The organism is Sphingomonas sp. PvP056, assembly GCF_040549155.1.
GTDB lineage: Bacteria > Pseudomonadota > Alphaproteobacteria > Sphingomonadales > Sphingomonadaceae > Sphingomonas.
The window spans coordinates 475773-489936 of record NZ_JBEPST010000002.1; the positions used below are offsets into that span (position 1 = coordinate 475773).

General features: G+C 64.5%; 12 protein-coding genes and 1 other RNA gene. 12 read left to right on the forward strand and 1 reads right to left on the reverse strand.

The features are described from left to right. The first annotated feature begins 12 nt into the window (after positions 1–12). The 7 genes from ABIC17_RS06495 (at position 13) to ABIC17_RS06525 (ending at position 10380) form a co-directional block, all read left to right on the forward strand. Entirely contained in the window at positions 13–2085 is a 2073-nt protein-coding gene (locus ABIC17_RS06495) for a M13 family metallopeptidase (protein WP_354280199.1), read from the forward strand. Positions 2086–2110: 25 nt separating this feature from the next. After that, positions 2111–4174: a M13 family metallopeptidase gene (locus tag ABIC17_RS06500; RefSeq protein WP_354280597.1), complete on the forward strand. Its 2064-nt coding sequence runs from the start codon at positions 2111–2113 to the stop codon at positions 4172–4174. 128 nt (positions 4175–4302) lie between these two features. Next, on the forward strand, positions 4303–6729 hold the full coding sequence (locus ABIC17_RS06505; protein WP_354280201.1) for a response regulator: 2427 nt from the start codon (positions 4303–4305) through the stop codon (positions 6727–6729). A 38-nt stretch (positions 6730–6767) separates the two neighbouring features. Continuing rightward, positions 6768–7121 (forward strand): response regulator, encoded by a 354-nt coding sequence (locus ABIC17_RS06510; protein WP_354280202.1) that lies wholly within the window; start codon positions 6768–6770, stop codon positions 7119–7121. Positions 7122–7240: 119 nt separating this feature from the next. Further along, positions 7241–8251, forward strand: a complete 1011-nt coding sequence (locus tag ABIC17_RS06515) for an SDR family oxidoreductase (RefSeq protein WP_354280204.1) — start codon at positions 7241–7243, stop codon at positions 8249–8251. A gap of 156 nt (positions 8252–8407) precedes the next feature. After that, positions 8408–9511, forward strand: a complete 1104-nt coding sequence (gene recA / locus ABIC17_RS06520; protein WP_354280205.1) for a recombinase RecA — start codon at positions 8408–8410, stop codon at positions 9509–9511. Positions 9512–9747: 236 nt separating this feature from the next. Then, on the forward strand, positions 9748–10380 hold the full coding sequence (locus ABIC17_RS06525) for a glutathione S-transferase family protein (RefSeq protein WP_354280207.1): 633 nt from the start codon (positions 9748–9750) through the stop codon (positions 10378–10380). Between the two features lie 46 nt (positions 10381–10426). On the opposite strand, the gene ABIC17_RS06530 is transcribed toward ABIC17_RS06525, so the two are convergent. Beyond that, the gene (locus ABIC17_RS06530) at positions 10427–11083 is read right to left on the reverse strand and encodes an alpha/beta hydrolase (protein ID WP_354280209.1); all 657 of its coding nucleotides are present in this window, start codon (positions 11081–11083) and stop codon (positions 10427–10429) included. Positions 11084–11200: 117 nt separating this feature from the next. Between ABIC17_RS06530 and ABIC17_RS06535 the strand changes: the two genes are divergently transcribed. From ABIC17_RS06535 to ffs, 5 genes are all read left to right on the forward strand, one after another. Continuing rightward, the gene (locus ABIC17_RS06535; RefSeq protein ID WP_354280211.1) at positions 11201–12295 is read left to right on the forward strand and encodes a cysteine desulfurase family protein; all 1095 of its coding nucleotides are present in this window, start codon (positions 11201–11203) and stop codon (positions 12293–12295) included. Next, entirely contained in the window at positions 12292–13380 is a 1089-nt protein-coding gene (locus ABIC17_RS06540) for a cysteine desulfurase family protein (RefSeq protein ID WP_354280213.1), read from the forward strand. The genes ABIC17_RS06535 and ABIC17_RS06540 overlap by 4 nt, the downstream gene beginning before the upstream one ends. After that, entirely contained in the window at positions 13377–13709 is a 333-nt protein-coding gene (locus tag ABIC17_RS06545) for a 2Fe-2S iron-sulfur cluster-binding protein (protein WP_354280214.1), read from the forward strand. Before ABIC17_RS06540 ends, ABIC17_RS06545 begins: the two co-directional genes overlap by 4 nt. Before the next feature lie 45 nt (positions 13710–13754). Beyond that, entirely contained in the window at positions 13755–13973 is a 219-nt protein-coding gene (locus tag ABIC17_RS06550) for a hypothetical protein (protein ID WP_354280216.1), read from the forward strand. Positions 13974–14011: 38 nt separating this feature from the next. Further along, an RNA gene (gene ffs, locus ABIC17_RS06555) (signal recognition particle sRNA small type) lies at positions 14012–14109 on the forward strand. Positions 14110–14164: the final 55 nt, after the last annotated feature.

A 14164-nucleotide genomic window follows, 5' to 3' on the forward strand; every position in this document is an offset into this window, starting at 1 on the left:
GAAGGGCCTTACATGCGTAGTTCGCACCTTGTTGCATCCTTGTTTGCTACCGCCGCACTCGCCGGCACGACCTATGCGCAGACCGCTGCGCCCGCACCGAAATCGCCCGAGAAGACGTCTGTTCCGACAGCTGCCGTTCCGGGCAAGCCGATCTATGGCGCGTTTGGGCTCGATCTTGCGGGGATGGACAAGACCGTGAAGCCCGGGGACAATTTCGCGGAATATGCCGGCGGTACCTGGGCGCGCAACACCGCGATCCCCGAGGACCGTGCCGCGTTCGGTATGTTCAACGTGCTGCAGGACCTGTCGACCGAGCGGACCCGCGGGATCCTCGAAACCGCGATGAAGACGCCGGGGAACAAGAGCGGCGACATGTACGCCAGCTACATGGACGAGGCGGCAATCGAAGCGAAGGGCGCGACCCCGATCCAGCCGTGGATCGCGCAGATTAAGGCCGCCAAGGACAAGACTGCGCTCGCGGTTGAAATGGCGAAGCTCCAGCGGCTTGGCGTGGGCGGAATGTTCGGTGTCGGCGTAAGCCTCGATGCCAAGGCCCCGACCAACTACATCGTCAGCACTGGTCAGTCGGGCCTGGGCCTGCCGGACCGCGATTATTACCTCAAGACCGATCCCAAACTGGTCGAGACCAAGACCGCCTATCAGGCGTATATTGCAAAGATGCTGGGGATGATCGGCGAACCGAGCGCCGAGGCGCGCGCTGCCGCGATCGTCGCGTTCGAGACGCAGATCGCGACCGGTCACTGGACCCGGATCATGTCGCGTGACGCGGACAAGCGGTACAACAAATGGGCCGCTGCGGACTTCGCGGCGAAGGCACCGGGCTTCCCCTGGGCCGAATATCAGACCGCCCTCGGCGTCGCACAGCAGCCGGCCTATATCGTCGGGCAACCGAGCGCGATCGCGGCTGAGGCGCAATTGTTCCAGCAGACGCCGTTGCCGGTGCTCAAGGACTATCTGACGCTCAAGCTTCTGCGCACCTATGCACCGTATCTGTCCAAGCAGTTCGATCAGGCGAACTTCGCTTTCTACGGCACCGTCCTGTCGGGTGCGCCGCAGCAGCAGCCTCGCTGGAAGCGTGGGGTCGCGGTTGTCGGCGGTGCGCTGGGCGAAGACGTCGGTCAGCAATATGTCGCGCAGTATTTCCCGCCCGAAAGCAAGAGTGCAGCCGATCAACTCGTCAAGAATGTGATCGCTGCAATGGGCCAGCGGCTCGACAAGCTCGAGTGGATGGCGCCCGAAACCAAGGTCAAGGCGCACCAGAAGCTCGCGTCGTTTACGCCCAAGATCGGTTACCCGTCGAAGTGGCGCGACTACAGCGCGCTCAAGGTCGGCCGAAGCGATCTCGTCGCCAATGTCGCGGCCGCGAACGCGTTTGAATATCAGCGCGACCTGAACAAGCTCGGTGGTCCGATCGATCGCACCGAATGGGGCATGACCCCGATGACGATCAACGCCTACGCCAACCCGACGATGAACGAGATCGTCTTCCCGGCGGCGATCCTGCAGCCACCGTTCTTCGACGCAAAGGCGGATCCGGCGGTCAATTACGGCGGCATCGGCGTCGTGATCGGGCACGAACTCAGCCATCATTTTGACGATCAGGGCCGCAAGTTTGATTCGACCGGCAAGCTCACCGAATGGTGGACGCCTGAGGACGTAAAGCGCTTCACTGCGCTGACCGACAAGCTGGTGAAGCAATATGATGCGTATGAGCCGATCCCCGGCCAGCATATCCAGGGCGGATTGACGCTGGGCGAGAACATGGCGGATCTGGCGGGGCTGGCGGTCGCCTATGACGCGTATCACCGTTCGCTCAACGGCAAGCTTGCGCCGGTGATCGGCGGGCTGACCGGCGACCAGCGCTTCTACCTGGGGTACGCACAGGTCTGGCGGATCAAGTTCCGTGAACCCGCGCTGCGCTCGCAATTGTTGAGCGATCCGCATTCGCCAGGCCCGTTCCGCACCGCCGAAGTGCGCAACGTCGATGCGTGGTACAAGGCCTTCGGCGCCAAGCCCGGCGACACGATGTATCTCGCGCCCGCCGACCGTGTTCGCGTTTGGTAACGAGTCTCGAAACTAGGAAAGCATGATGAAGCGTATCTACAGTCTTGCCCTGGCTTCGGCCGGGGCGCTGGCGGTCGCGATCGCGACCGGCAGCATTGCCCAAACCGCACCTGCGCCTGCCAAGGCGGACGCGACAGCTTCGGTCCCTGCCAAGGGCAAACCGCAATTCGGCAGTTTCGGGTTCGACGAACCGGGGATGGATCGCTCGGTCGCGCCGGGGGACAATTTCTACGCCTTTGCTAACGGCACCTGGGCGCGGACGACGCAAATTCCGGCGGACAAGTCGAATTACGGCGCGTTCAATCTGCTGGCCGATCTGTCGGAGTCGCGGACCCGGACGATTCTCGACGGCGTCGCGCGGGACCAGAACTCCAAGATCGGCACTGCTTATGCCACCTTCCTCGATCGTCCAGCGATCGACGCCAAGGGGCTTGCGCCAATCCAGCCTTGGCTTGGCAAGATCAAGGCGCTGAAGACGAAGGCCGGCTATCCCGTGCTGCTCGCGGAAGCGACCAAGGCCGGGATCAGCGGTCCGTTCGGTTCCTATGTCGGGCAGGACGACAAGCAGCCCGAGATCTACGCCCTGTCGGTCGCGCAGTCGGGGCTCGGAATGCCCGACCGCGATTACTATCTCGAGCAGAGCTTCGCCGACAAGAAGACGGCATACCAGGCGCATATCGCCAAGATGCTGACGCTGGCGGGCGAGTCCAACGCGGCGGCTCGCGCCGCCGCTTTGGTGGCGTTCGAGACCGAGATCGCCAAGGTCCACTGGACCCGCATCGACAGCCGCGATGCGACCAAGACCTACAACAAGCTGACCGTCGCGGATCTCGCCAAGTCGGCACCCGGTTTTGCCTTCCCGACGTACTTCAAGGGCATCGGCGCAAACGTCTCGAGCGTGCTCGTCGCGCAGCCAACCGCCGTTGCCGGAATTGCCCGGATCGTCGCGGCGGCTCCGATCGGCGTGCTGCAGGATCATCTGATCCTGCGGTCGCTCGATACCTATGCCGACGTACTGCCCAAGACGTTCGATGACGAGCATTTCGCCTTCTACGGCACGCAATTGTCCGGCACGCCCGAGCAGGAAGCCCGCTGGAAGCGCGCGGTCCAGTTCACCACCGGTGCGCTGGATGACGAAGTCAGCAAGCTCTACGTCGCCAAATACTTCCCGCCCGAGACGAAGGCGGCGGCGGACACGCTCGTCAAGAACGTGATCGCGGCGATGGACCGGCGGATCGACAAGCTCGACTGGATGGCACCCGAAACCAAGGTCAAGGCCCACGCCAAGCTCGCGGCTTTCACCCCCAAGATCGGCTATCCATCGCAGTGGAAGGATTATGCCGGGCTGAAGATCGCGGCCGGCGACGCCTATGGCAACATGTGGCGCGCGAACCAGTGGCAGCAGGCGTATAACGTCGGCCATCTCGGCAAGCCGCTCCAGCGCTGGGAATGGGGAATGACCCCGATGGAAGTGAACGCCTATGCCAATTTCGGCATGGTCGAGATCGTCTTCCCCGCGGCGATCCTGCAACCGCCGTTCTTCGATCCCAATGCCGATGATGCGGTCAATTACGGCGGGATCGGCGCGGTGATCGGGCACGAACTGAGCCACCATTTCGATGACCAAGGCGCCAAGTATAACGCCAAGGGCGAGCTCACCGACTGGTGGACGCCTGCGGATGTCGCGGCGTTCAAGGGGCGCACCGATGCGCTGGTCAAGGAATATGACGCGTACGAGCCGCTCCCCGGCGTTCACGTGAAGGGTGCGTTGACACTCGGCGAGAATGTCGCTGATCTGGCGGGGCTGACGGTGGCCTATGATGCCTATCATCACGCGCTCGGCAACCGCCCCGCACCGACGCTGGGCGGGTTCACCGGCGACCAGCGCTTCTATCTCGGCTGGGCGCAGGTCTGGCGGCGCAACTACCGCGAGGCGAACCTCAAGCAGCGACTCGTCACCGATCCGCACAGCCCGTCGGAACAGCGCGCGTGGGTCGTCCGCAACCTCGACCCGTGGTATGCCGCGTTCGATCCGAAAGCGGGACAGAAACTGTACCTGACGCCCGAACAACGCGTACGCATCTGGTAAAGCCGGTGTTACCCTCGCCCCCTCGGCATGACTGCGAAGGGGCGAGGGGAGCCACGCTGGTTCGGTGATCGGCGTGCGACTCCGCTAAAGTCTTGACGCTTCATCTCGAGGCTTCGACACGAGGTCTTATGGCAAGCGTACCGACATCGACCAACGACAAGCCCGCCCGCTTCGCCCTGCTGATCGCGGGCGGGTTCGGTATCGTTGCGGCGATGATCATCCTGTGGGTGGTGGGCAGCATCCCGCTTGCGGCGACCTTCCTGGCGACGACGCTCGTGCTGAGCAGTGCCCTGTTGGTGTTCCGGCACCTGTTCCCGGCGACCACGCTCGTCACGACCGAGCCCGACTGGAGCGTGGCGCGCGCGCTGGCTGAGAGCAGTGCGGATGCGATCGCGGTAACGGATCGGGCGGGTCGCCTGGTCTGCGCAAACGACCGGTACGAAGCGATCTTCCTTGGCTTCCCGACGCCGCCCGGTCTGCCGTTCGACGCGAGCGGTGTCGAGCGGCTGAGCGCAGCGGGACGTGCGGCATGGCGGGACGGCGCAGCGAGTGCGGCACGACTGGTCGTGCATGGCACCGTGCTGACGGCCGACGTCGCGCGCGCAGGCGAGGACGGCAACCTGCTGGTCTGGCGGTTCCGCGGGAACGAGGGCATGGATCTCGCGCGGACGATGGAGACGCTGATTTCCGGACCGACCGGCGACCGGCTGGGCAGCGCGGGAATCATGGCGGCGCTGATCAACCCCGATGGCCGCATCCGGTCTGCCAACCGCGTGCTGCGCGCGCGCGCGATGGGGGAGGGCGACAGCGACATTTTCGGCCGCGACTTTGCGCGCTTCCTGATTACCGATTCGCACGGCATGGCCCGCTTCGAACGCGAAGGCCTTACGAGCAACCCGCTCCGCGTTTTGCAAATCCCGTTCCTCGACGGTGAGGATGCGCCGATGCTGGTCGCGCTGATCGACGAGGAGGATGGCAGCCATCCCGCGATCGGCGAAAGTGCCAGCGCCCACATCAAGAGCCTGGTTTCGCTGATGCCGTTCGGGGTCGCATTGATCGGCGTGGACGGGCGCTTCCTGCAGATGAACGATGCGTTCTCGCGGGCGGCCTCCGTCGATCCGCTCAGCCCGCCGCTGTATCCCGGCGACTTGCTGGTGCGCGAGGACAAGGGCGTGGTGGCGGACGCGATCCGCCGTTTCGCGGGTGGCGCGACGCATACTACGGATCTCGCGGTGCGGCTGAAGGACCATCCGGACGAGCCCGTCGCCCTGTCGATCGCAGGCGCGCGCGGGCTGGGGGAGGCGGCGGTGTTGCTCAGCCTCAAGGACAATAGCGAGGAGACCCGGCTCAAGCGCGAGGTCGCGCAAGCGACCAAGATGCAGGCGGTGGGGCAGCTCGCAGGTGGCGTGGCGCACGATTTCAACAATATTCTGACCGCGATCATCGGGCATTGCGACCTGATGCTGATGCGCCATTCGCCCGGCGACAGCGATTATGACGACATCCAGCAGATCCGCGCCAATTCCAATCGCGCTGCCAGCCTGACCCGGCAGTTGCTTGCCTTCTCGCGCCAGCAGACGCTCCGCCCGCAAGTGCTGCAGTTGCCCGACGTCATCTCCGAAGTGTCGAACCTGCTCAAGCGTCTGCTGGGCGAAACCGTGACGCTGACGGTCAAGCACGGACGCAACCTCAGTCCGGTCCGCGCAGATCCGGGGCAGCTCGAGCAAGTCGTGGTAAACCTTGCGGTCAACGCACGCGACGCGATGATGACACACGACCCGCGCGGGGCGGGAACCTTGTCGATCCAGACCTATGCCGTGACCGCCGCCGATGTCCGCAAGCTCGGGTCGGATATCCTGCCGCCGGCGGACTATTCGGTGCTGGAGATCGGCGATACCGGCGGCGGCATTCCCCCCGAAATCCTACCCAAGATCTTCGAACCGTTTTTCACCACCAAGGAGGTCGGCAAGGGGACAGGACTCGGCCTGTCGACGGTGTACGGCATCGTCAAACAGTCGGGCGGCTACATTTTCGCGGACAACCGCAAGGACATGGGGACACATGGTCCCGGTCGCGCCCCGCACGGGGCGATCTTCACGATCTATTTGCCGGTCTACACCGAGGGTGCGCTGACCGAACCGCCGCCACCGCCCCGCGTCGCCGCGCGCGAGAAGCCGGTGGACCTGTGGGGGACGGGGACGATCCTGCTGGTCGAGGACGAGGATATGGTCCGCGCGGTCGCCGAACGCGCGCTTAGTCGCCAGGGGTACACGGTCCTGACCGCGGAGAATGGCGAGGCTGCGCTAGAGTTGCTTGCGGTAAACCCGCGCCCCGATCTGTTGATTTCGGACGTGATGATGCCGTTGATGGACGGTCCCACGATGGTCCGTCACGCCCGCGCGCAATATCCCGATCTCCCGATTCTCTTCATGTCCGGCTACGCCGAGGAAACGCTGCGCAAGTCGATTAATTTGGATAACGTTTCGTTTCTGGCAAAACCCTTTTCAGTACAGGAGCTTGCAGAGGCGACGCGCGAGGTGTTAGGAACAAAATGAGATAGCGCGGCCCTTCGCGCTGCAGTAGAGGCGGCGGGATGAGTTCTCCACAATCCATTCTCGTCGTTGAGGACGAGCCCCTGATCGCCATGATGATCGAGGATTTCCTCGACGTCCTTGGCAAGTCGCTCGCTGGCAGCGCGGATACCGTTGGGTCCGCGCTCGAACTGGTCGACGCCGGCGGGATCGACGCTGCGATCCTCGATGTCAATCTGCGGGGCGGTGAGAAGAGCTTCCCGATCGCCGAAGCGCTGGCCGCGCGCAACATCCCGTTCGTTTTCGCGACGGGTGGATCACACGACAGCGTCGGCGACGCCTGGGCGGACCGTCCCACACTGCCCAAGCCGTTCACGATGGACGGCGTTGCCAAGGCGCTGGATTCGCTCGGCTGATTGGCCGCGGTGAACCGTCTTCCCTGATTGAGATCACGGAAACAAAGGCGCGAACGCGCTGAACCGTGTGACCCGCCGTTGGTTTCTGCTGCATTATCCTTGCAGAACGGAAACCGACGATGGCCAATCACGAAGACGGAATTTCACGGCGTACGATGGTTGGCGGTGCCGCCTTGGGCATGGCCGCCGCCACCGCGGCAGCACCTGCGTTCGCCAAGCCACAGACTCCGGGGCAGGGCGCCCCCCAGAGCGGGCTGAAGGACCCGCGCACTGCAGGGCCCAAGCCGCCGTTCCAGCGGCAAAGCCAGCCGTGGCCCGGGCTCGCCTCCAAGATGACGCCACGGCCCGATCATGGGGAGACGAGCTACCGTGGATCCGGGCGGCTTGCTGGCCGTAAGGCACTGATCACCGGCGGCGATTCCGGCATGGGTCGTGCGGCGGCGATTGCCTATGCGCGCGAGGGCGCTGACGTCGCGATCAACTATCTTCCCGACGAAGAGGCGGATGCCCGCGAGGTGATCGACCTGATCCGGGCAGCAGGACGCAAGGGCGTTGCGCTGCCGGGTGACCTGCGGAGCGAGGCATTCTGCAAAAAGCTGGTGGGCGATGCGGTCCGGCAGCTGGGTGGCCTGGACATTCTGGTCAACAACGCGGCACGGCAACAGACCCATGCGTCTATCCTGGATATTTCCAGCGAGCAGTTCGATTGGACGATCAAGACCAACATCTACGCGCCATTCTGGACGACCAAAGCCGCGCTTCCGCATCTGCAGCCCGGGTCAGTTATCATCGCAACGACGTCGGAGCAGGCGACCGACCCGTCGAAGGACCTGTATGACTATGCGATGACCAAGGCGGCGACGAGCAACTACGTCCGCAGCCTCGCCAAGCAGCTTGCACCCAAGGGGATCCGCGTCAACGGCGTCGCGCCCGGCCCGATCTGGACACCGCTGCAGGTCTCGGGCGGCGCGACGATGGAGAAGCTCGAGATGTTCGGCGGCGATACGCCCGCCGGGCGGCCCGGTCAGCCGGGAGAACTTGCGGGCATCTATGTACTGCTCGCGGAAAACGGATCGGGCTATACCACGGGTCATGTGTATGGTGCCGCAGGTGGCAACGGTCTTCCCTGACCTGCGGGACTCCGGCGGCGTCTCATGACGTCGTCGGAACACGTCCGGCCGGACCCGAAGCGAACGCCGTTCGCCTCTTGTTCTTAGTGAACAAACATAGTACATAGCCACCATGCATTGAACGCGATGGGCGTTCGGTCTAGCGGGAGGCTTCCAATGGCGGTTTCGTTGAAAGTGATCGACAGCAAAATGGCGGCATCTACGGATAAGGCGAGCGCAGAGCGCGCCAAGGCACTCGAAGCTGCGCTGGCACAGATCGATCGTGCATTCGGCAAGGGCTCGGCGATGAAGCTGGGCTCGAAGCAGACGATGCAGGTCGAGGTGATCTCGACCGGCTCGCTCGGGCTCGACATCGCGCTCGGCGTGGGCGGTCTGCCGCGCGGCCGCGTGATCGAGATCTACGGGCCGGAAAGCTCGGGCAAGACGACGCTTGCGTTGCACGTCATTGCCGAAGCGCAGAAGACGGGGGGCACCGCGGCGTTCGTCGATGCCGAGCATGCGCTCGACCCGGTCTATGCCAAGAAGCTTGGCGTCAACATCGACGAACTGATCGTGTCGCAGCCCGACACGGGCGAGCAGGCGCTTGAGATCGTCGATACGCTGGTGCGATCGAACGCGATTGATGTGCTCGTGGTCGACTCAGTTGCGGCGCTCGTTCCGCGCGCCGAAATCGAGGGCGAGATGGGCGACAGCCACGTCGGCCTACAGGCACGACTGATGTCGCAGTCGCTGCGCAAGTTGACGGGTTCGATCAGCCGTTCGCGGTGCATGGTGATCTTCATCAACCAGCTGCGCATGAAGATCGGCGTGATGTACGGTAACCCCGAAACGACGACGGGCGGCAATGCGCTGAAGTTCTACGCGTCGGTCCGGCTCGACATCCGTCGCACCGGCCAGATCAAGGATCGCGAAGAGATCGTCGGCAACGCCACGCGCGTCAAGGTCGTCAAGAACAAGGTCGCGCCGCCGTTCAAGCAGGTCGAATTCGACATCATGTACGGGCAGGGCGTGTCCAAGATTGGGGAAATCCTCGATCTCGGCGTCAAGGCCGGGCTGGTCGAGAAGTCTGGCGCCTGGTTCTCCTATGACAGTGTTCGCATCGGGCAGGGCCGCGAGAATGCCAAGACCTTCCTCAAGAACAATGTCGAGATGAGCGACCGCCTCGAAAAGGCGATCCGCTCGCGGACCGACAAGGTTGCCGAGGAAATGATGGTCGGGCCGGAAGCTGACGATGACATCGAAGGCGACGACGAGATGTGAGGTTCGCTCCGGCCGCCATCCGGCGGGCGGGGCAGGGAACACGGGGCTAACGCCGTGTTCCTGCAATACGAGACGGCTGATCTTGCCGTCGAACACCCTGGGAGGGCCCGCCAGCAATGGTGGGCCCTTCATGGTTTGGAATGGTAGCCCATCGCCACATTGGGTAAGCTGGTGCGACTTTCCTGCGACCTTCCACCGCTGCGGCGGGACCCGGTCGTACTTGTACGGAGACGTTTATGTCGCTCATCGTCCACCATCTCGAAAACTCCCGCTCGCAGCGGATCCTGTGGCTGCTCGAGGAACTGGGGCTGCCGTATGAGATCGTTCGCTACGAACGCGACAAGGCGACGATGCTCGCGCCGCCCGAACTCAAGAAGGTCCATCCGCTCGGCAAATCGCCCGTGCTGGAGGACCGCGCGGCGGGCCATGTAGTGATCGAGACCGGTGCGATCGTCGATTATATCGTCGAGCTGGCCGATGGCCGCATGGGACCTCCTGCGCACCGCGAAGCCACGCTGCGCTATCGGCAGTATCTGCATTATGCCGAGGGGTCGATGATGCCGCCGCTGTTGTTGCTGCTCGTGCTCAACCGCATTCCGGTACTCGGCAAGACCGCGGCCAAGCGGGTGCAACCGATGATCGACGTCCATCTCGATTATGTCGAAAGCGAGCTCGCCAGCCGTCCATGGTTTGCCGGCGACTCGATCAGCGCGGCCGACGTGATGATGAGCTTCCCGCTCGAGGCGGCGCGCAGCCGTGCGGGGCTGGATGAGTCGCGGCCTGCGACGATCGCATGGCTCGACAAGATCCACGCGCGTCCGGCCTATCAGGCGGCGCTCGCCAAGGGCGGGCCATACGCTTACGCCTGAAACGCTCTGCCTTCCCTGCACAAATGCGGGGAAGGCGGACCGGATGTCAGCGGATCGGCGAATTCGGGTCGAGCCGCATGTCGAGATACTTGTCCACCGACCCCATCAGCTGCGGCATCTCATGTTCGAAGAAATGGTTCGCCTTGGGGATGGTGTCATGGTTGATCGTGATGTGCTTCTGCGTGCGCAGCTTGTCGACGAGCTTCTGCGTCGCCGCCGGGGTCGCGACCTCGTCGGCCTCGCCCTGAATGATGATCCCGCTCGCCGGGCAGGGTGCCAGGAAGGTAAAGTCATACATGTTCGCGGGCGGCGCGACCGAAATGAAGCCGCGAATCTCCGGGCGGCGCATCAGCAACTGCATGCCGATCCACGCGCCGAAGCTGACGCCTGCGATCCACGTGGTCTGCGCTTCCGGATGGAAGCTCTGAACCCAGTCGAGAGCGCTCGCCGCGTCGGACAGTTCGCCGACGCCGTTGTCGAACGTACCCTGGCTCTTGCCAACGCCGCGAAAATTGAAGCGCAGGGTCGCGAACCCGCGGCGCTGGAACGTCTTGTAGAGCTCCATCACGATGTGGTTGTTCATCGTGCCACCCGCTTGCGGATGCGGGTGGAGGATCATCGCGACGGGCGCCCGCGGACGCGATGCGGGAACGAAACGGCCTTCGAGACGACCGTCTGGGCCGGGGAAAATAACTTCTGGCATCGGACCTGCTGACAAGAAATAGCGGGGAAGCACGCCCCGTTGGGCCGCGCGAAGAGTTGTGCGCTATACAATGATGGCGCACGTCTGCGCAATGATTGCAGCGAGTCCCCGAAACTGATGCCGTTCCTGCCCGATCGCCTCTACCTCGACCATGCCGCGACGACGCCGATTATCCCCGCGGCGCGGGACGCGATGACAAGCGCGATGACCACCTGGGCGAACCCGTCGTCGCCCCATGCCGAGGGGCGCGCCGCGCGATCTGCGCTGGAACAGGCGCGCCGAGCGGTGGCGGATGCATATGGCTGGGGAGGCGAGACGCTCTTCACCAGCGGTGCGAGCGAGGCACTGGCAATCCCGCTGCAACGCGCGATCCCGCCGAGACGCGTAATATCCTCGGTCGAGCATGATGCAGTGATTCGCGCGGCTCCGGATGCCGCGGTCGTTCCGGTCGACTCGTCGGGGTTGATCGATCTGGCGGCGCTCTCGTCTTTGATCGACGGTGAAGCTGCGCTGGTTGGTGTGCAATATGCCAATAGCGAAACAGGCGTGCGGCAACCGATCGCGGCGATCGCGGACATCGTCCGGGCAGCGGGAGGTCTTCTACTGGTGGATGCGGCGCAAATGCCGCCCGGCGCAGATCGGGATGTCGTCGACCATGCCGACTTCGTCGCGGTCTCGGCTCACAAACGCGGCGGGCCACCCGGGATCGGTGCCCTGTTCGTGCGCGACCTGGCAACGCTCACGCCGACCGGCGGCCAGGAACGCGGTTACCGTGGGGGGACAGAGAACGTACCCGGCGCCCTGGGGTATGCCGCCGCGCTGGGAGACCCGGAGGACTTAATGCAGATGGCGTCGCTGCGCGCGCGACTCGCAGATGGGGTTTCGCGGTCGGGCGGTGAGATCGTGGCGGCGGCTGCAGACCGGCATCCGGCGATCGGGGCGTACCGGATGCCGGGCCTCGCCGCCGCGACCCAGTTGATTCGATTCGACATGGCGGGGATCGCTGTGTCGGCGGGCAGCGCCTGTTCGTCCGGCAGCATGAAGCCCAGTCACGTGCTCGGCGCGATGGGCTGGGACAGCGAGACGTCCCGCGAGGTCATCCGCGTCAGTTTCGGGCGAACGACGACCGCCGCCGACATCGACCGCTTTGTGGCCGAATGGCGCAAGATCGCACGGACGGCGCGCGCCAACGACCTGTTGGGGGCGGCATGATCTATCTCGACTATCAGGCGACGACACCGGTTGCCCCCGAAGCGTTCGACGCGATGCTGCCGTGGCTGCGGGACCAGCACGCCAACCCGCATTCGCCGCACGCCCCGGGGCGCAGGGCAAAGGCGGCGGTCGAAGTCGCGCGCGCCGCAGTCGCGGCGCTGTTCGATGGGGGAGGGCAGATCGCTTTCACCAGTGGCGCGACCGAGGCGCTCAATTGGGCGATCCAGCGAACGACCGGGCCGATCGTGACGCTCGCGACCGAACATGCCGCGGTGCTCGACACCGTAGCGGCGATCGCGGCACAGGGGCGGAAGGTCACGGTGCTGCCGGTGGGGCCCGACGGTCTGGTCGACCTGGAGATCGCGCGTGCGGCCATCACGCCTGGAACCGGGCTGGTGGCGGCAATGCTGGTCAACAACGAGATCGGCGTGATCCAGCCAATCGCCGCGCTCGCTGATCTCGCGCATGCGGCGGGCGCGCTGTTCCTGTGTGACGCGGTGCAGGGCTATGGCCGGGTCGCGATCCCGCCCGAATGTGATCTCGTCGCGGTCTCGGCGCACAAGGTCCACGGCCCCAAGGGGATCGGGGCGCTGTGGGTGCGCAACGGCGTTCGACTCTCCCCGCTGATGCATGGCGGGGGACAGGAAGCGCTGGGGCGATCGGGTACGCTGTCGCCTGCCTTGTGCGCAGGATTCGGTGCTGCCGCCGGTTTGCTGGCGCAATGCAGCGAAACCGATCGCGCCCATGTCTCGACCTTGTTCCACGCCGCGGTCGATCGTTTAGCAGGGTGGACCATCAACGGTGCGCTCGACCCGCGTTACGAAGGCAATCTCAACATCCGACGCGATGGCCTGGACGTCGCACGGTTAATGTCCGATCTGCGCGATGTCGCCTTTTCGGCGGGGTCGGCCTGTGCAAGTGGATCGGGGCGGTCGAGCCATGTCCTTCGCGGCATCGGCTTGAGCGAGGCGCAGGCGCGATCGAGCATTCGCATCGGCTTCGGCCGATATACAGGAGGGCATGACCTGACCGAAGCAATCGATCGAATCGTGGCAGCGGCCGCTTCGCAACGGATCGCGGCATGACGCGCGTACGGTTCGTTGAGCGCGATGGCCGCGTATGCGAAGTCACGGCGGACGTTGGCGACTGCCTGCTGAACGTCGCGCAGGCGGCTGGCCAGCCGCTTGAGGGAACCTGCGAAGGCCAGATGGCGTGTTCGACGTGTCATGTCATCGTCGCTGCCGCAGACTTCGCGCTGTTGTCCCCGGCAAGCGCCGAAGAAGAAGACATGCTCGACCTGGCGACGGGAGCGACACGTACCAGTCGGCTGGCCTGCCAGATCATGCTTAACGCAAATATCGATCAAATAACTGTCGCTATCCCACCGGAATCACGGAACATGCAGCGGCGATGATCATTACGCCTCCGTGCCATTTACGTACGCACGGAGGAATTACCCATGAAATTCATCGCTTTGCTTTCAGTTGGCCTCATCGCGGCAAGCGCGCTCGCGCCGACCACCGCCAGCGCCCAGATGCGCCAGGACCGCCATGACCGCGTCGTCTCGCGGACTGTCCACACCGATCGGCATCGCCCGTCCTATCGTACGCGCAAGGTCTGCCGCATGGAACGGCGCAACCAGCGTCGCGTCCGTATCTGCCGGACTGTTCGCCGCTAAGCCCTCTTGATCCCTTCGCCCGACCCCGCCATATGCAGCGCGGGAGTCGGGCGGACGTGGTCGTCGCCAACTTGGTCAGGGCCGGAAGGCAGCAGCCACAACGATTTCGCCACGGGTCGTTCCGGCTCCTACCGATTCCCACGCGATGCTCCGGCCAGTTGACGCGCCGTTGAGCTGCGGTCGCTCCCAAG

Coding starts and splice junctions, on each gene's coding strand:
- ABIC17_RS06525 (WP_354280207.1), top strand. CDS start 9,748: ATGTCGCTCATCGTCCACCATCTCGAAAACTCCCGCTCGCAGCGGATC.
- ABIC17_RS06530 (WP_354280209.1), bottom strand. CDS start 11,083: ATGCCAGAAGTTATTTTCCCCGGCCCAGACGGTCGTCTCGAAGGCCGT.
- ABIC17_RS06545 (WP_354280214.1), top strand. CDS start 13,377: ATGACGCGCGTACGGTTCGTTGAGCGCGATGGCCGCGTATGCGAAGTC.
- ABIC17_RS06540 (WP_354280213.1), top strand. CDS start 12,292: ATGATCTATCTCGACTATCAGGCGACGACACCGGTTGCCCCCGAAGCG.
- ABIC17_RS06505 (WP_354280201.1), top strand. CDS start 4,303: ATGGCAAGCGTACCGACATCGACCAACGACAAGCCCGCCCGCTTCGCC.
- ABIC17_RS06500 (WP_354280597.1), top strand. CDS start 2,111: ATGAAGCGTATCTACAGTCTTGCCCTGGCTTCGGCCGGGGCGCTGGCG.
- ABIC17_RS06535 (WP_354280211.1), top strand. CDS start 11,201: ATGCCGTTCCTGCCCGATCGCCTCTACCTCGACCATGCCGCGACGACG.
- ABIC17_RS06495 (WP_354280199.1), top strand. CDS start 13: ATGCGTAGTTCGCACCTTGTTGCATCCTTGTTTGCTACCGCCGCACTC.
- ABIC17_RS06515 (WP_354280204.1), top strand. CDS start 7,241: ATGGCCAATCACGAAGACGGAATTTCACGGCGTACGATGGTTGGCGGT.
- ABIC17_RS06550 (WP_354280216.1), top strand. CDS start 13,755: ATGAAATTCATCGCTTTGCTTTCAGTTGGCCTCATCGCGGCAAGCGCG.
- recA (WP_354280205.1), top strand. CDS start 8,408: ATGGCGGTTTCGTTGAAAGTGATCGACAGCAAAATGGCGGCATCTACG.
- ABIC17_RS06510 (WP_354280202.1), top strand. CDS start 6,768: ATGAGTTCTCCACAATCCATTCTCGTCGTTGAGGACGAGCCCCTGATC.